The organism is Microvirga sp. RSM25, from assembly GCF_044784385.1.
GTDB classification, from domain to species: Bacteria; Pseudomonadota; Alphaproteobacteria; order Rhizobiales; family Beijerinckiaceae; genus Microvirga; species Microvirga tunisiensis.
Genome location: NZ_CP173040.1, coordinates 510,795 through 528,694 on the forward strand (window position 1 = coordinate 510,795; position 17,900 = coordinate 528,694).

22 protein-coding genes are annotated in these 17,900 nt (G+C 60.7%); 9 read left to right on the top strand and 13 right to left on the bottom strand.

Going from position 1 to position 17,900, the window contains the following annotated elements:
• The first annotated feature begins 91 nt into the window (after positions 1 to 91).
• Both ACD578_RS28450 and ACD578_RS28455 read left to right on the top strand, forming a co-directional pair.
• Positions 92 to 430 (top strand): type II toxin-antitoxin system PrlF family antitoxin, encoded by a 339-nt coding sequence (locus ACD578_RS28450; protein ID WP_404294178.1) that lies wholly within the window; start codon positions 92 to 94, stop codon positions 428 to 430.
• Positions 427 to 864, top strand: coding sequence for a type II toxin-antitoxin system YhaV family toxin (locus ACD578_RS28455; RefSeq protein ID WP_404294180.1), 438 nt, complete (start codon positions 427 to 429; stop codon positions 862 to 864). The genes ACD578_RS28450 and ACD578_RS28455 overlap by 4 nt, the downstream gene beginning before the upstream one ends.
• Before the next feature lie 258 nt (positions 865 to 1,122).
• Here the strand turns inward: ACD578_RS28455 and ACD578_RS28460 are convergent, their stop codons facing one another.
• A complete protein-coding gene (locus ACD578_RS28460; RefSeq protein ID WP_404294183.1) occupies positions 1,123 to 1,329 on the bottom strand; it encodes a hypothetical protein in 207 nt (68 codons plus the stop codon).
• A gap of 723 nt (positions 1,330 to 2,052) precedes the next feature.
• On the opposite strand from ACD578_RS28460, the gene ACD578_RS28465 reads away from it, so the two are divergent.
• Positions 2,053 to 3,072 carry a DUF1837 domain-containing protein gene (locus ACD578_RS28465; protein WP_404294186.1) on the top strand — a complete coding sequence of 340 codons (1,020 nt, stop codon included), beginning with the start codon at positions 2,053 to 2,055 and terminating at the stop codon, positions 3,070 to 3,072.
• Entirely contained in the window at positions 3,069 to 5,669 is a 2,601-nt protein-coding gene (locus ACD578_RS28470) for a DEAD/DEAH box helicase (protein WP_404294189.1), read from the top strand. Before ACD578_RS28465 ends, ACD578_RS28470 begins: the two co-directional genes overlap by 4 nt.
• Positions 5,670 to 5,715: 46 nt before the next feature.
• Here the strand turns inward: ACD578_RS28470 and ACD578_RS28475 are convergent, their stop codons facing one another.
• Positions 5,716 to 5,838, bottom strand: coding sequence for a hypothetical protein (locus ACD578_RS28475; protein WP_404294191.1), 123 nt, complete (start codon positions 5,836 to 5,838; stop codon positions 5,716 to 5,718).
• Between the two features lie 552 nt (positions 5,839 to 6,390).
• Between ACD578_RS28475 and ACD578_RS28480 the strand changes: the two genes are divergently transcribed.
• Complete coding sequence (locus tag ACD578_RS28480; protein ID WP_404294194.1) at positions 6,391 to 6,972, top strand: hypothetical protein; 582 nt, start codon at positions 6,391 to 6,393, stop codon at positions 6,970 to 6,972.
• Between the two features lie 271 nt (positions 6,973 to 7,243).
• Positions 7,244 to 8,593 carry a YfbU family protein gene (locus ACD578_RS28485; protein ID WP_404294196.1) on the top strand — a complete coding sequence of 450 codons (1,350 nt, stop codon included), beginning with the start codon at positions 7,244 to 7,246 and terminating at the stop codon, positions 8,591 to 8,593.
• A 160-nt stretch (positions 8,594 to 8,753) separates the two neighbouring features.
• Here ACD578_RS28485 and ACD578_RS28490 read toward each other — a convergent pair whose 3' ends face one another.
• Genes ACD578_RS28490 through mobC form a run of 4 tightly spaced genes read right to left on the bottom strand, consistent with a single transcriptional unit; the run spans position 8,754 to position 12,398 of the window.
• The gene (locus ACD578_RS28490) at positions 8,754 to 8,906 is read right to left on the bottom strand and encodes a hypothetical protein (RefSeq protein ID WP_404294197.1); all 153 of its coding nucleotides are present in this window, start codon (positions 8,904 to 8,906) and stop codon (positions 8,754 to 8,756) included.
• A 12-nt stretch (positions 8,907 to 8,918) separates the two neighbouring features.
• On the bottom strand, positions 8,919 to 10,925 hold the full coding sequence (locus ACD578_RS28495) for an LPD7 domain-containing protein (RefSeq protein WP_404294199.1): 2,007 nt from the start codon (positions 10,923 to 10,925) through the stop codon (positions 8,919 to 8,921).
• 13 nt (positions 10,926 to 10,938) lie between these two features.
• Entirely contained in the window at positions 10,939 to 12,009 is a 1,071-nt protein-coding gene (locus ACD578_RS28500; RefSeq protein WP_404294202.1) for a hypothetical protein, read from the bottom strand.
• Positions 12,006 to 12,398 (bottom strand): plasmid mobilization relaxosome protein MobC, encoded by a 393-nt coding sequence (gene mobC, locus ACD578_RS28505; RefSeq protein ID WP_404294203.1) that lies wholly within the window; start codon positions 12,396 to 12,398, stop codon positions 12,006 to 12,008. The genes ACD578_RS28500 and mobC overlap by 4 nt, the downstream gene beginning before the upstream one ends.
• 539 nt (positions 12,399 to 12,937) lie before the next feature.
• Here mobC and ACD578_RS28510 point away from each other — a divergent pair.
• The 3 genes from ACD578_RS28510 to ACD578_RS28520 are packed head-to-tail and all read left to right on the top strand — an operon-like array spanning position 12,938 to position 14,245.
• Positions 12,938 to 13,648, top strand: a complete 711-nt coding sequence (locus ACD578_RS28510) for a ParA family protein (RefSeq protein WP_404294205.1) — start codon at positions 12,938 to 12,940, stop codon at positions 13,646 to 13,648.
• Positions 13,602 to 13,991 carry a hypothetical protein gene (locus ACD578_RS28515; protein WP_404294207.1) on the top strand — a complete coding sequence of 130 codons (390 nt, stop codon included), beginning with the start codon at positions 13,602 to 13,604 and terminating at the stop codon, positions 13,989 to 13,991. The genes ACD578_RS28510 and ACD578_RS28515 overlap by 47 nt, the downstream gene beginning before the upstream one ends.
• Positions 13,992 to 14,002: 11 nt before the next feature.
• Positions 14,003 to 14,245: a WGR domain-containing protein gene (locus tag ACD578_RS28520; RefSeq protein ID WP_404294209.1), complete on the top strand. Its 243-nt coding sequence runs from the start codon at positions 14,003 to 14,005 to the stop codon at positions 14,243 to 14,245.
• 8 nt (positions 14,246 to 14,253) lie between these two features.
• Here ACD578_RS28520 and ACD578_RS28525 read toward each other — a convergent pair whose 3' ends face one another.
• The 7 genes from ACD578_RS28525 to ACD578_RS28555 all read right to left on the bottom strand — a co-directional run bounded on the left by ACD578_RS28525 (position 14,254) and on the right by ACD578_RS28555 (position 17,658).
• Entirely contained in the window at positions 14,254 to 14,643 is a 390-nt protein-coding gene (locus ACD578_RS28525; RefSeq protein ID WP_404294211.1) for a type II toxin-antitoxin system VapC family toxin, read from the bottom strand.
• Positions 14,643 to 14,891, bottom strand: coding sequence for a type II toxin-antitoxin system VapB family antitoxin (locus ACD578_RS28530; protein WP_404294214.1), 249 nt, complete (start codon positions 14,889 to 14,891; stop codon positions 14,643 to 14,645). Before ACD578_RS28530 ends, ACD578_RS28525 begins: the two co-directional genes overlap by 1 nt.
• Before the next feature lie 145 nt (positions 14,892 to 15,036).
• On the bottom strand, positions 15,037 to 15,279 hold the full coding sequence (locus ACD578_RS28535) for a hypothetical protein (protein ID WP_404294216.1): 243 nt from the start codon (positions 15,277 to 15,279) through the stop codon (positions 15,037 to 15,039).
• A gap of 132 nt (positions 15,280 to 15,411) precedes the next feature.
• Positions 15,412 to 15,558 (bottom strand): hypothetical protein, encoded by a 147-nt coding sequence (locus ACD578_RS28540; RefSeq protein WP_404294218.1) that lies wholly within the window; start codon positions 15,556 to 15,558, stop codon positions 15,412 to 15,414.
• Between the two features lie 15 nt (positions 15,559 to 15,573).
• Positions 15,574 to 15,951: a DUF2958 domain-containing protein gene (locus tag ACD578_RS28545; protein WP_404294221.1), complete on the bottom strand. Its 378-nt coding sequence runs from the start codon at positions 15,949 to 15,951 to the stop codon at positions 15,574 to 15,576.
• A 475-nt stretch (positions 15,952 to 16,426) separates the two neighbouring features.
• Entirely contained in the window at positions 16,427 to 16,762 is a 336-nt protein-coding gene (locus ACD578_RS28550) for a hypothetical protein (protein ID WP_404294223.1), read from the bottom strand.
• Positions 16,763 to 16,776: 14 nt separating this feature from the next.
• The gene (locus tag ACD578_RS28555) at positions 16,777 to 17,658 is read right to left on the bottom strand and encodes an ArdC family protein (protein ID WP_404294225.1); all 882 of its coding nucleotides are present in this window, start codon (positions 17,656 to 17,658) and stop codon (positions 16,777 to 16,779) included.
• Positions 17,659 to 17,900 lie beyond the last annotated feature (242 nt).

Here is a 17,900-nt window from a genome sequence, read left to right on the forward strand (position 1 = left end):
CAGTTTGGCGGGCCTTGCCATCCTTGACATACAATGCATTTGCATTACATTCAGAAATGCAAGTGCACTACCACCTACTTGGGAGGCTGGAATGGGCGAACGTACCATCTTCGAAATCGAAGCGACCATTACCGAGCGCGGCCAGACGACAGTCCCAGCGGCGGTCCGGAAGATGCTGGCCGTCCGCAAGCGTGGCCGCGTCGTCTTCTGCGGGATGCCTGACGGCACGGTCGTGATCGCCAGCAAGGAAGAGGAAGAGGTCCATACGGATCCAGTGATCTCCGAGTTCCTCGGGTTTCTCGAACGGGACATGGCGGAACGGAAGACTGCCGCCATCCGTCCGGTGCCACAGAACTTTCTGGACGACCTGCGCGAGCTCTCCGACGTGGAAATCGACCTCGACAGCCCCCTGACGGATGACGACGAGTGAATGAGCCGACGATCGTCGTCAACGGGTGGAAAATCTACGCCCACCCGGTCTTCCTCGACCAGCTTGAGGCTTACCAGACCGATTTCCACGCCGTCAGGGCGAAGCACCCAAAGGACTACAAGACCAAGAAGGCGACCAAGCTCTACGCGGCCCTGCTCAAGACGGCGTTCGAGGTCATCCCCGCCGACCCGACGAACCCGGACTTCCGGCAGGGATCGACCCTCGGGGACGATAACAAGAACTGGTTCAGGGCTAAGTTCCTCCAGCAGTTCCGGCTATTCTTCCGCTATGCGGAGGACAAGAAGACGATCGTCATCGGCTGGGTCAACAACGAGGACACCAAGCGGGCCTACGGCTCGAAGACGGATGCCTACGAGACGTTCAAGAAGATGCTCAAGGCCGGGATCCTCCAGGCGGTTGGGACGAACTCTTGAAGGCTTCCGCCGATGACCAAGCCGTAGGGCGACTGAAAGCCGGGTCGGGAAGGGAGTAGCCCCTCCCCTCGACAGGGACAACGCCAGACCCTTCCGTTCTGCTTCTCTGCTCACCAAAATGAAAACCCGCCACCTGGCGGGTGTCTCGTCCCTTGAGCCGGATCACGCGGCCAGTGCGGCTTCCTCCTCCTCGCGGCTGTCGATCTCGGTTTGGAGCAGTGCGACGGCCGCGCGCAACACGTTGATAGCGGCATCCTATCAGATGAGCGGGGCCACTGTCCGCTCGACCACCTTCCGCACGGTCTCCTTTGCCTCGGCGTAGGTGCGGAGGTGACCGAGCAGGCGAGAGTGAGCCGCCAATATCTCTATACGCACTTCAAGGACACCATCGAGCAACTCCGCACGGATGGGCATCATCAGGCGGTGGACGTAGACGGTGAGACCGTCCCTGCTGGTGAACGTCACTAATAATTTCTGCGCGTCATTAAAAGTTTCCGCGAATCAGCCTGCTGCCATTAATTTTTTCTGTGGCATCGCCCGACTTCATCGCCGCTTGGAATTTTGCGTAAAAGCGGCGAGCTTTCCTCGCCCCATCGTAAGGATCCAGTCAACTGTCAGCATGACGAGGAGCGACGCGCCGACAGGACTAGAACGGCTACGGTAACATTGGGTGCGTCCCAGGCAGTCAGAGGCATCATCTGCGTCCGCGTGGGGTTAGTATCTAGGAATGCTTGAAACCTGAGACATCGACCGGCCGGAACCACACGACAGAAGCCTGATCATCAAGCAGGCAGACTAGATTAGCATTTTCCCATGCGGGCGCTTTGCCGAACTCGTCCCTGGCGCTCTTGATAGCCTCAGGGCGTGTCGCCGCCACGATCCGGGTAGGATGGGGAAATCAGGGTAAGGCGACCGGTCTGAAGATCGCTCTCGCCAATTTGATATGTGAAGAAAGCCAATGTCTGCCTCGCATTTGTACTACGTACAACCGATCCGGGCGGCTGGCGGACAGAAAGGTCGAGCAGCCGCCGTCAAACTGCTGCGCGCTGTGCTGTACACAGCTCACGCCTTCTCAAACAGCATTCCGCAGTCTTTAGTTGAATACCGGCCTTGACTTCTTGCGAGAATGATGCGGATCCGTCTATTGCATTATACTTGTAGCAGCCGAATCAACGAACAAGATCGCCATTGACCTCCACGAACGACGGTTCTTTAGCCGAGGCGCTCAAAGAGCTGCTGAACCCTTCGAAGCTGAACCACCACATCGCCTGCGTAGTACGGCATGACGATTCATGCCAGAAGGACGGGCCGAGAACGGCTCTATTACACGTTCGCTTCAAGGAAGACGAGCCGCAGGTCGAGGCTCTTGCGGAGTTCCTCTGGGGGCAGTGCATGTACTATGCCCTGCCACGCAGGCGACGTCTGAAATTCAAAAAGGCTCTGGACGAGGACTTCGCCGTTCTTGCTCAAGTGCACCAAGCCGTCCGTGACGCTTTCATCGATTTCAACGAAAAGCACCCATCGCGGGCGAGTGAACTTGGGGAAGTGCTAGCCTACTGCGTCGTTCAGCATCATCTCTCTGCTCCACAAGTAGCGGCGAAAATGGCGCTTAAGACATCATCGAACATGCCAGTGCATGGGCTGGACGGCATACATGCCACCTTCGAGAATGGTGCGCTCACCATCTACTTTCTGGAATCGAAGCTGTCGCGAAGTGCCAATGACGGCGTCAAAGATTATGCAACCTCCGCCGCCACGTTCCTTTCGAACCGTAAGCAGTACCTCCGCGAGTATGAGATCGTCAGCGACTTAGGCCACCTCGACTCTTTGGAGGGCGAGGCTCGTGAGGCGGCGCTGGACTATTTCGACATCCTGGGCCAGCCCCGGTTGCCCCGGAGAGAGCGTTTCATCGGCGTCATCTGCTATTCGGAAGGCAAGCACTTCGCTAACAAGATCCCAGTCAGCGACGGTCCGGTCGACGTCCACGAGAAGCACTTCGCTGGCAACTACCGGGCGGAGCATGGCCATCACCAAGGCGCGGCGCGCAAGCACATCGAAGACCAGGGCTGCGATACCGCCAAGAGCATCCTGTTCTTCGTCGCGGTGCCCGACGTCAATGCGCTCAGGGAGATGTTCTACCAGGCGATGGGTGTACCACACGCTCCCGCCGAACCCGAGCCTGTCAAGGAGCCGGAGACGCAGCTATGAGCTTCTCCCTTGATCTCTCGCGCCGCTTGACCTCCCATGAGGCCTTCCACGAGCGGTACGCCTCGCTGCAGGGAGAGGCCGCCGTCGCGACTTTGTCCGGTCAGGTCAGCAGCACGGTCCAGCCCCTGGCGACGGAGGACCTGCTGAAGATGCTCTACTGCGCGAACGTGTTCGTGCAGACCGATGACGAAGGCTACCGGGCCATGGCGCAGTCTATCGCTCTCAACGCCCTCCTGGTCGACCGTGACGAGGTGCCTCGCGACAGGAGCCTGCGCCTCTTGACCGACCTCGGCAATTTCCCCGCCCTGACCTATGCCGAGCAGCGGCACCCGGCCGAGACCTCGCTGTCCGATACGTTGCGCAAGGCGATCTCGCGCGAGCTCAATGCCATCTCCGTTGGGAAAGAGCGCATCTCTCTGACGGACTTCCAGAAGGAAACCTGGGACAGCCTACCGAGCGCCCAGGCCCTGGCGATATCGGCTCCCACCTCGGCCGGAAAGTCGTTCCTGGTGATCGAGCACCTGTGCCGCACGGCAACCACGGCAAAGGAATTCTGCGCCGTCTACGTCGCGCCGACGCGGGCGCTGCTGTCGGAGGTCTACGCCACGATCAAGGGCAGGACGGAGGACGTCCAGGGCCTGCGCGTCTCCACCGTGCCAGGGCCTGACAGCGAGCAGTCGCCGCGGCAGATCTTCGTCCTGACGCAGGAGCGCCTCCAAGTGCTTCTCACCGTGTCCGATCTGGCGTTCAACATGATTGTCGTCGACGAGGCGCAGAACCTGTCCGACGGGTCCCGCGGCATGATCCTGCAGGAATGCCTCGAGCAGGCGCTCGATCGCAATCCCCAAACACGCCTCGTCCTGCTCGCCCCTGGGGCGGAAGGTTTCGACGACGTCGAGAAGGCCGTCGGCCTCAAGCGTCTGGAGCCGTCGGTCTCCCTGTTGCCGTCCGTCGTCCAGAACCGCATCCTGGTCAACAAAGTGCCGGGCAAGAACGCGCTCAACCTCAGCCTCCTGACCGCCCGCGGCACCCAGCCGGTCGGGGTCCTGGCGAGCCAGCGCGGCTTCGACCTGCCCGCCACCCGGCTGGCGGCCGTGGCACTCGAGCTGGGCCAGAGCGGCGGGTCCCTGGTCTATGCGACCGGGCCGAGCGACGCGGAGAAGGTCGCAGGCCAGATCGCGCATGACATCCCGCACGAGCAGAACGAGGCCCTTGAGGAGCTTGCCAAGTTCATCGAGAAACACATCCATCGCCGTTATGGCCTGGCCGACTTCGTCCGCAAGGGCGTTGCGTTCCATTACGGGAAGATGCCGACGCTGCTGCGAGAGGCGCTCGAAGCCTCCTTCAAGACAGGAGCCCTGCGCTACCTCGCCTGCACGACCACGCTGTTTCAGGGAGTGAACCTGCCGGCGAGGAACGTGTTCATCGACACGCCAACCCGCGGCACGAACTCGAAGCTCGACGCGGCCTCCCTCTGGAACTTCGCCGGGCGCGCCGGGCGCATGAAGGCCGACATTGTCGGCAACGTGTTCCTGGTGGACTACGACGACTGGACGGAAAAACTGATGGATCGTTTCGTCGGCTTCAAGATCGAGCCTGCCTTCGGGAAGACGATCGCTGAGCACGTGCCCGCCGTGCTGGCCGCCGTCGGAGGGGCCATGCCGCGCGTCGCCCTGCGCGACGAGGTTCCGGGCCGCGTCCGGGCGGCGGCCGGGCTCCTGATCTCGCGGGCGGCCAAGGGAGACGTCCGGCTTTTCGTGGATCGCTCACTTACGGGCCTACCCGATGAGGTACGCGAGAGCCTCGTGGCCGCGTCGGAGAGCGCCAAGGACGCCATCGGACTGCCCGCGACGCTGCTCGCAACCAACTGGACCGTCGATCCGTTCGGCCTGAGACGCCTCTACGACCGCATGGTCAAGAAGATTGGGGACGGGGAAATCGACGGGCTGATCCCTATCAATCCGCACGACGGAAAGGCCGACGACAATTACGCCTCGATCTTCATGCGGATGCAACGCGAGGTGAACGGGGACACGAGCCGCTTTGCCGCCGCCGTGGCCGGCACCGCCGTGAGGTGGATGAGGGGCATGCCTTATCCTATGCTCCTATCGAGGGCGATCCGCAGAAAAGAAAGAGAGATCGAGGAAAAGAAGGCCGACTATGAACGGGCGAAGGCGGAGAACCCCGCCACGCGCAAGCGTCCGCCGAAGCCGCTGGACGTGAACGGGGTGATCCGGAACACCTTCGAGCTGATCGAGGATGTCATCCGATTCCAATACGTCCAGCTCGGCAAGGCCTACGTGGAGGTCCTGGACCTGGCCCTGCGCCACACCGGCCATGAGGAACGGGTCAAGGACATCTTCAACTTCCCGCTCGCCTTGGAGCTGGGCGTCGCCACGCGGTCGGGCTGGTCCTTCATGGAGCTCGGGCTCTCAAGGATCGCGGCCTCGGCGCTGCAGCCGCACTTTCCTGACAGCAATCTCTCCGTCCCACGCGCGCGCAAATGGCTCAGGAACCTCGATCTGGAGTCACTCCGGCTGAGCGGCGTCATCGTCGACGAGCTGCGCCGGCTGAAGCTGGTGCGGGAAACGGCCTGACGGCTATGAGGTGAAAGAGCGGGCGCTGTCCGCCCGCTCATCGCGCCTACGCGCCGAAACGATCCGCCTCGACGTTCTTCAGGAACCGCAGGAACGCGCCGATCGCATCGAAGATGAAACAGGCCAGCGTACGGCCTGGTACGCGAGCGTCCATGGAATGGTAAGGCACGGGATCCTGGCGCGGACCGTCGGCGGCAGCTTGGGCTATACGTGGATCTGCCGCGCGTCACTCAAGGCTTTCGAAGGGAGATGGGCCACCACGGGGATGGTCGCAGCCCGGTATGGAGTCGCGGCGTCGCACATGCGCATGGTGTTGGAGGCACTGGGCATAAGAGCCGTCCGGCTCGCCGACACGGAGATGATCCCGGCCGTCTACGCTAGCGACGACGTCAACGCCGTCACGGCACCGGAGATGGAGCGGGCGTTCAAGAGCGTCTGGCACCGAACCAAGGAGGGCCGGGGCGCAGGGAATAGGGCACGAAAAAATGCACGAAGGCTGCGCGACGAGCCATTCGCCGTAGCTTGCCGAGCGGGCTTGCATTTGCCCCGCCCTGATTTGACCGGAAGAGTCACTAGATTTTGAGAATGGACATGATATGTATGTCACAGGGCTGTCTCGCCTGACCTGTCGCCGGGTCAAAGCTGGCTTTAATCATGACTGAAACATCGACCTTCCTTTAGATCGATGCGTAATCGGCGAACATCGATGATGGAGGTTACGATGGTTCACGTCGTTCAACTTAATGATACTTCTCTGCGCGATCTGAAGCGCAAACTGCAGAATCAGCTGGAATCCGGTTCTGCGCATCTTAGCGAAGCGATTGCCAAGGCTCTCGGGTTCAACACCCACGCCGCGCTTAAGGCCGGGCTCAGCAACGGCCATGCCGGTCGCTATGTCCGGTTCGACGAGGAATCCTTTCGCGAAAGATTGGCAGCGCTCAGCGGCGAGCAAGCGCCAACATCACTCTCGGTGCCGTCCCTAGGGCACCATGCGCGTTACATCCAAGGTTTCTTCAACAACCCCGACTTGGAGATCGTCGAGATGCGCCCCGAACGCGCTCGTTTCCGGCTGGCGGAGATCCCGACCGGGATTGAGATCCGGTTGGAGCGGATGGAGCGCGGATTCCGCTTCATCCGATCGCATGCGATCAAGACGCCGACCCAGATAGGGCCTTACTACCCCGGTCGGGACTTCGACGATGATCCGGCCTACGCGATGAACCGCTCGATCGAAAGCATCGCCTCTTACTACCGCCAAGCAGTGGAGGCCGGCCATAAGCCTGATCGATCCTGGCTGGTTTGAAAGAAGGCGGCCGCAGACGCGGCCGCCTTCTTCTACGCGTGCTGCCGAGCGAGGCTCATTGAATTCGTCTCTGCTGAAGCGAATTGTGACAGCGGGCCAGCCGCGCACGAGGGAGGGGTACGGGGGTAAATCGGTCCGTCGCCACGTGGGGGTACCTTTCACATGGACGACGCCAAAATTATAGTCGGGGCTAGGCATTAGGGCGCTTTTGCGCAAGCATCACGAGCGCCTGTCAGTTATACGCATATAGATTCCGAACGAGTGTGAAGGTATGCCGCCCAAAATTCCGAGAGTTGCCGAGTACCAGTTTGCGCAAATGTGCGCGGAGTTTGGAGCAACAAGCAACAAGTCACAGGAAGACGAGACAGGCTGGGACTACATTGTTGAGTTTCCACCTACAGAAGCAGTGGGGCTGCCTGCCGACATGCGACCGGCATCGCGCAGTTGCCTAGTGCAGATTAAGTCGACAACTACGGGACAATTTAGCTGTCGATTGAAGTTGTCTAACGCCTTACGTTTTGCAAAGGCGTCCCTGCCCTGCTTTGTCGTCCTTTTCCGTTTCGATAAAGCTGGCAAGGAGCCCCCGCGAGTATACGCCGCTCATTTCTGGGAGGAACTGATTGCCCGGACATTCAAGACAGCACGGCAGCTTGAAGCGGAAGGAAAGGCAGATTTTCACCGGCATTACATCACGGTTCCATTCGAGCGGGACAGCAGTGTTGACAGCAAGCTCATGTCTCAAATGCTGCGTGAGATCGAATCGCTTGGCGACAGATACTTGGAGCAGAAGCGAGGAATCGCAAACAGAGTCGGATTTGATGATGGGTTCGGTTACGGGAGTGTCGCCTTCGCCGAAGGGGTGTCCCTAGAACAAGTCATTGATGCGCAGTTAGGTTTGGTAGAAAGCCTTCAATTTTCACGTCTCGTGCTCAAGTCCGTTCGCTTTGGTGTGGAGACGCCGACGCCCCTGCTTGAGCTTATTGAAGGCGGCACATTCGAAACTGAAGCATCATCCACTCGGCCATGCACTGTTGTATTGGCATCGAGTAAGGGAGGAGCGGAAGTCGCTATTGGTGGCGAGATTGTCAGCCCTGGAATACCGGACCTACCCGAGGAGTATCAAAAACTTCGTGTGCGCACTCCACTGTTTGACCTCGTATTCAAGCCCTTCACGAGTGAGACTAGTTTCAGGATGCACGTTGACTACTCTAAGGCGCTTCCCCTTCCAACTTTGATAAAGTTCTTCAAGCTCCGGCATATGGCTTGTACGGGTTCGATTGACTGCCAAATGTGGATGGTTCTTGAGCGTTCCTATAACAAACTTTCAGAGGAAGAAAAGAAACGCATTAAGGTTGAAGCCGAGCCCTTCGGCGGTGATGTGCGATTTGGAGGCTTCGATGCCAACAACGAACGCCACTTTGGTGTTGCACAGTACCTCATCCAACACCTCAATCGGTTTGATGACTTCAAGGATCGCTACCTTAATTCTCACTCCCAAGTGGTCGACGTCTATAAACGGATGAACCACGTCTTTGAGCCCATCGTTCAAGGCTTGCACGGCAAGAACTTGGATGCTGATCAAATCATCCAGGTCTTGAAAGCAAGCCGCTACCCAGAGTGAAATCTTCCCGGGATAACGGGTCGGAATTTGGGCTCGTCGTCCCCTTCATCCTCACTTCGGTAGAGCGCAACCCAACTTGTGGCGAATGAGCCTCATGGCCGACTAACTTCGCTTCAAGTTGTGGTTAGTCTAGAGCTAAAAAGGCTTCCCATCCTCTCCTTTACGCCGGGGAGAATTCGGTGAGCAGGAGGCCGGCGTTGCTCATGACATCCACAACAAACTGCGGTTCGTTGTGGAGTAGGACAACTTCCGCAAAGGCAATGCCCTGACACCGCCCCCCTTCGTGAATTTCGCTGCTGGCTGTGTTGCTCATAGGGTGCTCCACTTATGGTCGGTTGCGGGGCTTATGGGGCTGCCGGGGCTCGTTCTCACGGTGCTGCTGCTCCTGGCGCTGATCTTCGGCGCGATCGCGCGCTTGCGCATGATCCTGCCTCTGGTCGGGCTTAGAGGTTTCCGGCTCGGCGGCTTGCGCGTCCGGCTTCGTCGGCTGCTCCTGCTGCACTTGGCGCACAACCTCTGTCCGCCACACACCGCGCTCAACGGACTTCTCCTCCCGGTGGGTGACTTCGCCGGTCCTTTCATCCTTCACAGGAACCGGCTTCGTGACATGCTCAATGCCAAGATACTGCGCTTTGATAGTATCGCCCGGTTGGGCGTCGGCGGCTTTCAGATCCTTGGCAACCTGAACGCTCCAGATCCGATGAACGCAGCCGTCCTCGGTTCGAAGATCGACATATGGTGAAACATCGTTCTTCGGATCGTCCTTGTAACGGCCCTCCCCGACCGACACCAGGACTCCAACCATAGGCGGACGCGCGGCGCTGTCCATCTCGGGCTTGGCGATCGGGCCGCCTTCTACCTTCGACGCAGGGACCTCCGACTTGCCTGCGGTTTTGATCTTCGGTTCGTCTACTGCGCTCAAGAGCGGATTTGGCGCCGAGGAGGCCTGCGCCTTCTCGAGCTTCGGTGCCGCCTCGCGAACCTCCGCGGTTTCCTTCACGGCGTCCTGCTTGCCAAGGCGCTGCCGCTCGGCAGCGATCCGCTCTTGCAGTTCGGGGTTTGTGATCTTGAAGCCGTGTTCGGCGGCAAGGCTCACAACCATGCTCTTGTACTCGTCATTGCCCTTGATCGTCAGACCATCCCACTTCTCGGATGACAGTTGCAGAGCGGAGCGAACCGTCTCCCGGTCCTTCCAATCGTGGATCTTCACCTGCTTGCCGTTATCAACAAAAGCCAGCTTTTCGCCGCTCAGTGTCTCGCGAAAATAGTGAACCTCCGATCCCTTGGCCTTCGAGCGGAAGCCCTCAATGCTGTTCGGCCTGGGCTCAACATACCGGTCGCCCTCGATGTCAGGACGGCGGCTCTCGGCCTGCTTGCGCTTCTCGGCAACGGCGCTTTCAAGATCCTGAATGGCCTCTTTCGCCGTCTCTGCTAGGGCTGGACGCGCCTCCTCGGGGGCGGCTTCGATCAAGGCGGCAATCTTCGTCTTCATGGAGTCAACCGTGCTCTCCATCCGCTCAAGCGTCGGCATGGTGGGCTTTCCTTTCTGCTCGGTTTGGATTTCGGGTTGCCGCTCGGCAAGCGCGATGGCCGTGCGGGTGCGTTCTTGAAGCTCCAGCACCCTCCGCTCCGGCGCGGGGGTCAACGGCTGCTGTCGTGCGGCCAGATCGCGGCTGACCGTGACATAAGCCTCGGGGTTGGTGCGTGATGGTATGATTTCGGACAGACGCGACCGGGGCACGTCCACGTAGGAGATGCTGCCTTTGAAAGAGGCCGCCAATGTCTCGGCGGTGGCGCGGTCGCGGGCGAACAGGGGCGCGCTCGACTCATGCGCTCCCAGAGCGTCCGGTGCGACCGGCCTCTCGGCGCGGTAAAGCCGGATGCTATCGGGCGCCTGGGTCGGCTCGGGACCAGATGGCCGGGCAATCGCCACAGCCTGCCACCCGCGCGCAACCTCGTTGGCGCGCTTGCGGCCTTCCTCGCGGGTCGGAATGTGAATGGCGCGGGTCTGTGCTGCCTCGACACGACGACGGGCGCTTTCGGGGGCGGTGCCACGCTCGACGCGGCGAATGTCCTTGAGCTTGTAGCCGGGAACATGGGCCTGCTCGAACCGGCTCACAGCCTCCATAGGGATATTCCGCTGCCGGGCTTCCTGAGCCAGTGTCTCGCGCCAACGCTGGAGGTCGTGAACGCCAGGGTGCATGTAGCGTCCGCGGTTGTCCTGCATCCTTACGGCGGCGTGAACGTGGATGTGCTTCCGGTTCGTATGGAGGGCGAACGCGTATTCCCGGCCCGCAAATTCGCTCTCCAAGGTTGCACGAACGGCGCTCACAAATGCCTCTTTGTCAGTGCCGGGTTTGGCTGAAAAAGATGATGTGCGCAACCTCGCGCTGGCTGGTCGAACGCAGCTCACGCCGCCAGGACTTCGCTTCTGACCGGGCGGCCTCCTCTCCAGTCAGAACCTTGCCCTTGCTGGTGATGACGGTCTGCTTGCCCTTTCCTGACAGACGCAGGAGGCGAACGGATGCGCCCTCGACCCCATGCAGGAACCCATGGCTCTGGAAGGTGGCTCCCTCAAAGGAATCCGACAGGCGGCTCTCAAGGGCGCCAAGGGATTTCTTGTTGTCATAGATCCGCCCTGCCCTGCCCTGCTCGTCCCGCTGCGAGCTGGCGGCCGACATCACCACATGAAGCCGGGAGGAAGCGCCCTCCTCCTCGATGCGGAAGGCATAGCGATGACCGGCAAGCGCCTCCGCAAGAGCCGCCTGGGCGTCCTTTTGTGAAACCTCGCCGTCGATCGTCAGGGTGAAGCTGAGAACGTCTTTCGACGGCTCGCGGGTGGGGGCGTCTTCCTGCCAACGGGCCACAAGCGCCTGAATGGCTTCCCTGCCCTGCACATAAGAGCCGTCCTGACGCTCAAGCGCCTCTTCGCCGTCGTGGCTCTGGTAGGTCAGGAGCGCCGAGACTCGGGCGCGGCCATTCGCAAAGCTGGCGAGTTTCACGACGGCGGCTTGTGAACCCATAGCAAGGGCGGCGCGCTTCACTTCGACCGAACGAACCTCAGCTGCGTAAGCCTCCTGCACGGCTCCAACCGATTGCAGGGCGAGAACCGGACGCGCGGCGACGATCCCTGCTCCTGCGGGCGCAACCGGACGGCGGCGCCGGCGCTCCTCCTCTTCGGGCGTGACGACGATCCGCGAACCGGACGCGGGGAGGTAGCTTGCTAATCGGGGTGCGGTGGATGCTGCCGGCACGCCACGGCTCGGGCTCTGCGGCTTGGTCGAGGACCTGGCCGAAGCCTCATCATAGAGACCGGCCGCAACCTCGTTGGCCTCACGGAATGCCTCACGGCGGGCGAGCAAGCGAAAGCTGCGAGCGGCAAAGTCGAGACCGTCAAAGACACCTGCGGCGATCATGCCTGCTCGTCCTTGATGGCTTTAACGGCCAACTTCCGCGACCGCGCGCACATGGAAACAAACAGATCGTCGTAACCGTCGATGGTCTCTGCGATGTCTTCCAGAACCTTGCGCAAGGTCGCATCAGCCGGAACAAGGCCCTGGTTCATGGCTCGCGCAATCTGATTGAGGTTCACACCTACGGCGCGGGTCTGCGCGGAAAGCTCCTCGATGGCGGCCTTCGCCTCGCTGTCAAAGGTCGGGCCAAGCCCGCCTGCGGCGCGTGCCAGTCGGCGGAAACCCTCGCTCATCGTCACGCCATGCGCTTCGCAGACGGCGGAGAAATGAGCCTTCTCGGACGGTTGCAGCCGTACCGCTACAAGGTCTTTCCGGGTCTCTTTCGCCGCCAAAATCTCTGGTCCTTTGTGAAGTCTGGAGGCTCCGGTTGCCGCCTAGTGGCAACTGCCGGAGCCTCGAAACCCGCCCGGTTAGGGCACATGCCAGATTGTGTATAACAATATGTGCTATCCTGCCATTCGAAGTAAAAGATCGAATTCATTTTATGCAGAACACGCGCGACCCACACAGCACATGCTCCACGCCTCACACATGCTGCACGCACCGCACACGGAACACGCGCGCTATGTGGAGAACGCACGGCCCGCGCCCCAAGTGCGATCTGCGGAGTACGTGGGGCGCGCAAAAAGTGGGGAGAACACTAACGCATAGAACACATATGTTGCGCTATTCACGCTCTATACTCATAGTCCGTGCAATGCGTTTTGCACGTGGCGGGCGCACAACACATGAGGCGCACGGCCCATGTGGAACGCACAAAACGCGTGTCACTCCTATTGGACGTGAACCACGCACGACACGCGCCACACGTGTTGAACGTAGGGACTGAACCAACCGGCTTTTTGGCTGCCGGGGATGGAGGGTGAGGGGAATGTCGCAGGTGCCGATTATCGCGTTCGGAACCACTAAAGGCGGATCAGGCAAATCGACGGTCTGCATCCTCGTGGCCGGGGAAATCGCTGACCGGGGCGAGAACGTATTGATCCTCGATACAGACCCGCAGCAATCGACTGTCAAATGGTTCGAACGTTGCAAGGCGGCGGGACAGCCCCCCGAGCGGATTCAAGTGGTCCCTTGCCTGGGCGAAAAGACGTTGGGCGATCAGCTTAAGGCGTTGCCTGAGAACGGCGTGGTTCTGATCGACACACAAGGGGCGCTCACCCCTGCCCTGGCGATCATTGCCTCCAAGGCTGACCTCATCGTGGTGCCAAGCCGCGCCACCAAAATGGATGTGGTCGAAGCCGCTGCTTTTGTGAAATACACCGAGCATTTCCGCCAGGATGGGGTTCGCCTTTTCATCAACAGCGTGGACGCTATCGCGATGAAAACGGCGGTCTTCAAAGAGGCCATCAACTATATGGCGGAAGAGCAGATCCCGTACTTCACGACGATGCTCTACCAACGCCCGATCTATAGCGACGTGAGCGACGACAAGGGCACGCTGGCAACGATTAAGAGGGCTGATCCTGAGTCCGTGCGCAAAGCTCGCGCCAATGTCGCTGCTCTCCTGACCGAAATTCTAGAGGAATTGTCCGATGCCGGATCTGCCCCTGCCGAAGTTCACGAGACAGAGGCGGCCTGAACTGTCGCTTGATGAAGTCCTCGCGAAAGGCCGCGAAGCGGCCGCCGCTGAGGGCCTAATTATAACCGGCGACACTCCTCCTCCCCCGGTGGAGCAACCGGCTCCTGAGCCGGAACCGCCTGCTCCCGCTCCTGCTGCTCCCGCGACCTCCAGGCCGAGCCGCCAACCGGCGAAGTCGAAGGCTAAAGCCGGAGACAAGCCGGAGCGGCAACGGTGGGGAACGGAAATCAATCCGGCGCTCCTCCTGGGGCTGCGCAAGCTCGCCCTTGAGCGTGGCGCGTCGCCCTATGACGTTCTTGAAGACGCGGTGTCCGCTTACCTGCGGGACCAGTCCAAGCGGTAGGGCGGCTATCCGTGAATGAGATTTTCCTGACCCGGCGCGATCCTGGGCGCAACATAGCTCGGCTCTCAGTGATGCGGCTTGAACCCGACTTGTTCGGATCAATCGTGCTGGTACGGGAATGGGGCCGGATCGGCGGCGCAAGCCGCGCTTTGCGGCGGCCTTACGCTACTGCGGAAGCCGCCGGCAAAGCCTGCGCCGTTGTACGGCGCGGCAAGATCCGGCGTGGCTATCAGGAGGCCGGATCTTGCTCATGACGGGCACATTAAGCCAAATCAGTGTGCGGGAAGTCATTGCCCTTATACAGCAAGGGAATGCTGTAGTTCTTCGCGCAGGCATAGGCGAACGTGTCGCCCATATTCAATTGGGCGCGATGGGGCTTGCCATACTGAACACGCGCACGGATCGCGCGCTTTCCGATCTCTGGCGTGATGCTGACGTTGCGAACCTTCAAGACGGTCATGAAGTCCGTAACAAGCTCCTCGGCCTCGTCAATGGTGATCTTTTTCGCTTTGCTGACAGCAAGAACGCTCTCCATCATGGCAACGGGCGATGTCGTGAGCGGGGTTGTGGCAGCATCCAGCCTGGCGAGCAGCATGTCTTTGTCCTCTTCGTTCGCCAGAATGCCGCACACGGCGGACGCATCCATAAACATTACTCTTCTCCCCACTCCTCGTCAGAGGCGCGCTTGTGCTCTTCCCAGGTCATCGTGCTGCTGGTGCCAATTCGCGCCGCCTTTTCGAGAACAGGGGCAAGCAACTCCCGAACACTCTTCTTGCTGTTTTCCTTTTCCATTGCTTGGCTCAGTGCGTCCCTGATCACATCCATTTTCTTAACCCGGCGCAGCCGCGCCAAGTGCTCGATCTGACTAAGCATTTCCTCATCTTTGATGTTCAACGCCATTTTGGTACCCTTTCTAGGGTATATAGGTACCACATGTAAGGTACCTTTTCAACCGAAAGGTAATGTTTTTGGTTCCCTTAAGCCGCGCGGCTAGTGATACTGGGGCCTCGTTCATGCGCCGGAGCCACTGCCCGAGCTGGCCGCGCTACTCTCCGATTCCGCCCTGTACCTCTGCGAGGTCTGCACCTGGCGCAATCAATCCGTCTACCTTCATGGCCTCGATCAACCAATGGAAGAAACGGCGATAGTCGCCGGCGCCTGCCATGATGATCCGTGAAAACGGCTCCTCGCGGGTGCGGCCGATGTCGGCGCGGATCGTCGGGCCGATAACAAGGCCGTGCCGGTCGGCCGGTAGGCCGTCCAGTCCGCGCGCAATGATCGCGTCCACCCTCGAGCGGCTGATCTTCTCCTCATAGGGATAGGGCCACGAAAAGAGACCTGCACTTGTGAAACCGTACTTGCCTGACAGGACAAAGACGTTGCTCCAGGCGATAGCTCCTCGATGGAGCCGGAGCGTCTACTACAAGGGGCCGTTGTAGAGCCGGTGGAGCGGAACGCTGCTCGTCGTCTCGATCTTCGTCGCAGAGCAAGCCATGAGAACAAGCACATGGGCGAGAGGGTCAACGGTCTTCGGGGCGTTAGCGGCGGCATATGTGAAAAGCTGCATGGCAAGGGCTCGCGGTTAGATCGTGATGGAGCCTGCCTTTGCGGCGGCTGCGTAGAGTTCCGAGAGGGGGCGCTGAGGCCGGAACCGGAAGCGGAAATTGAGGTCTTGGTAGACCGGGAGAAGCGGGTTGCTGGTGATCTCCGACAGGCGGAAATAACCCACGACCGGGAAGCCCTGCCCGTTGTCGAACAGACCCATGGCGGTGTCGCCGTCTTCGGGGTGGATCTCGGCCACAAGCCAAACGTGATCGGCGTAAGGGGTGAAGAGTTTCACGACCGGAACGGGGTCGGTGTGTTCGCGATTGGCAAGCTCGCCGTTCTTGAGCAACTGGCTCCACTCGTCCTCATAGAAGAGACTGGCAATCTGAAGATTAGGGGCTGTGATCGTTTCCATTCTGGCTCTCTCCTTCCTTCTCGGGCGCAAGCGCCTGCGCCCCTGCCACGTGGCGAACAGCGGGGAGAGAGAGGGCAATCCTGAGTGCCGGAGGGGGATCACCCACGCGGAAGGCGTTCACGCCTGGAGCGCCGCCGTAGAGCGGCCATGCAGGGTTGGCAGGCTGTCGGCCTGACAAACCGAAGGATGGGGAGACCGGCGCGACGGGTTGCGAGGGGAGAGAGGAGCCGCGCGCCTCTCTCCCCCACGATCTGCAATCGACTAAGAAGACAATCGCCGCCGTGATCGGCGGCGGCTTTGTGAAGCCGAGGGTTTGCCCTCTGCCGTTCGGGGGCACAGGTCCGGAGGCGGGAGAGAACGCCTCCCGACACTGGCTCGCGCGGCTCGGCTGTCTGTCTAACAGGCCGCGTAGATGAATGGCGCTGGCGGAGTCTTACCTGGTCTTTGTGAAAGATGCCCGATCGGGCCTTGAGTCTCACAAGAGATCCAGCTGCACATTGCGGGGCTGCGTGGTCGAGGCGACGGCGCGGCCCTCGCACCGGAGCCTCGCGGCCTCGCGTTTGAGCTCCTCGTCGCTCAAGTGCTGCCAACGGTCGGCGGCCTCCTGCGCTCGAGCGCGGTTTATGTATCGTCCAAGGTTCTGCGCTAGATCCGGGTTTGTTGCGGCTTGACGGATCAAGGTGGCGCCTACGGCGTCGCCGTCGTAATTTTCAAAGCAAGAGTCGAAGGCGCGGCAAGGCCGCGCGCCGCTGGCGATCAGGTCCGCTGCGTAGCGGACCCTCCCATTAAAGGATCGTGGCTTGAAGCTCATGGGCCGCCCTCCCCTCACGCCGCTTGCGGCGTGAGGTCGGCAAGGGCAAGGCTGCGCATGTGGTCCGCGGCCTTCTGTGCTGCGCTAGCGGCGGTGAAGAATGCGCGCTCGTCCTTTTTGAGAATGGCAATCCAGTTCTCGATATATCCGGCGTGGCGGATATCGCCGTCAAAGCCAAATTCCGCGCAAAGGAAAGCGGAGGTCAGTTCCGCAACAAGCTCCTCGGCGGCGTAAGCTTCGGAGCCAAAACGGTTCCGCAGGTCGCGCGCAAGGCGGGAGTCGTGACCGGTCCAGTGGGCGAGTTCATGGAACAAGGTCGCATAGTAGTGATCGGCGCTCTTGAACGTGACGAAATCGGGCATCATCACAAAGTCGGTGCTCGGGCGGTAATAGGCTTGCCCTTCGCCGTAGCGAACGTCGGCGCGGGTCGCCTTCACAAAATCCTCTGCAACGTCGATCCGCTGCGCGGGGTTCTGCGCCGTGGTCTGGCTGCCCGTGATGGTCTCGGGCAAGTTCTCGATCTGGTCGAGATTGAAGACGGTAAACTCCCGCAGGAACGGAATGCGGCGGGTCTCGGTCTCGCCGGTGTCGCTGGTCTCCTCCTTCTCGAAAGCGTTTACATAAACGATCTTGTGGCCCTTCTCGCCCTTGCGCACGTTGCCGCCGAGTTCCTGGGCCTGCTTGTAGGTCATGAAGCGGGGGCTTGTGAAATTGCCTGCAGCTTGCGCGATCCACAACAGCACGACATTGCAGCCCGAATAGGCGCGACCCGTCGCGGCATTGTGGGGCATCGGCGACCCTGTAGTGCCGCTCCACGGCTTCACCCACGGAAGCGCGCCCTTCTCCATCTCGCCAAGAATACGGTCGGTGACATCACGATAAAGGTTCCGGTTCATGCTCTCTCTCCTTTGTGGGCGCAGCGCTAGCGCCTGCGCCCCTGCCTTCGTGGCGAACAGCGGGGGAGAGGGGGCAACGCCGAAAACCGGAGGGGGATCACCCACCCGGAGGGCGCGAAAGCGCCTGGAGGGCCGCCGTTGAGCGGTCGTGCAGGGATGGTAGGCCCGGCCTGACAGACCGAACGATGGGGAGACCGGTTTTCGGGGTTGCTGGGGAGAGGGGGCCGCGCGTCCCTCTTCCC

Bases quoted from the DNA above. Each gene is read 5' to 3' on its own strand.
- ACD578_RS28500 (WP_404294202.1), bottom strand. From the start codon at position 12,009: ATGATCGCCGCAGGTGTCTTTGACGGTCTCGACTTTGCCGCTCGCAGC.
- ACD578_RS28530 (WP_404294214.1), bottom strand. From the start codon at position 14,891: ATGGCGTTGAACATCAAAGATGAGGAAATGCTTAGTCAGATCGAGCAC.
- ACD578_RS28470 (WP_404294189.1), top strand. From the start codon at position 3,069: ATGAGCTTCTCCCTTGATCTCTCGCGCCGCTTGACCTCCCATGAGGCC.
- ACD578_RS28545 (WP_404294221.1), bottom strand. From the start codon at position 15,951: ATGGAAACGATCACAGCCCCTAATCTTCAGATTGCCAGTCTCTTCTAT.
- ACD578_RS28540 (WP_404294218.1), bottom strand. From the start codon at position 15,558: ATGCAGCTTTTCACATATGCCGCCGCTAACGCCCCGAAGACCGTTGAC.
- ACD578_RS28515 (WP_404294207.1), top strand. From the start codon at position 13,602: ATGCCGGATCTGCCCCTGCCGAAGTTCACGAGACAGAGGCGGCCTGAA.
- ACD578_RS28450 (WP_404294178.1), top strand. From the start codon at position 92: ATGGGCGAACGTACCATCTTCGAAATCGAAGCGACCATTACCGAGCGC.
- ACD578_RS28490 (WP_404294197.1), bottom strand. From the start codon at position 8,906: ATGAGCAACACAGCCAGCAGCGAAATTCACGAAGGGGGGCGGTGTCAG.
- ACD578_RS28555 (WP_404294225.1), bottom strand. From the start codon at position 17,658: ATGAACCGGAACCTTTATCGTGATGTCACCGACCGTATTCTTGGCGAG.
- ACD578_RS28550 (WP_404294223.1), bottom strand. From the start codon at position 16,762: ATGAGCTTCAAGCCACGATCCTTTAATGGGAGGGTCCGCTACGCAGCG.
- ACD578_RS28480 (WP_404294194.1), top strand. From the start codon at position 6,391: ATGGTTCACGTCGTTCAACTTAATGATACTTCTCTGCGCGATCTGAAG.
- ACD578_RS28485 (WP_404294196.1), top strand. From the start codon at position 7,244: ATGCCGCCCAAAATTCCGAGAGTTGCCGAGTACCAGTTTGCGCAAATG.
- ACD578_RS28525 (WP_404294211.1), bottom strand. From the start codon at position 14,643: ATGTTTATGGATGCGTCCGCCGTGTGCGGCATTCTGGCGAACGAAGAG.
- ACD578_RS28510 (WP_404294205.1), top strand. From the start codon at position 12,938: ATGTCGCAGGTGCCGATTATCGCGTTCGGAACCACTAAAGGCGGATCA.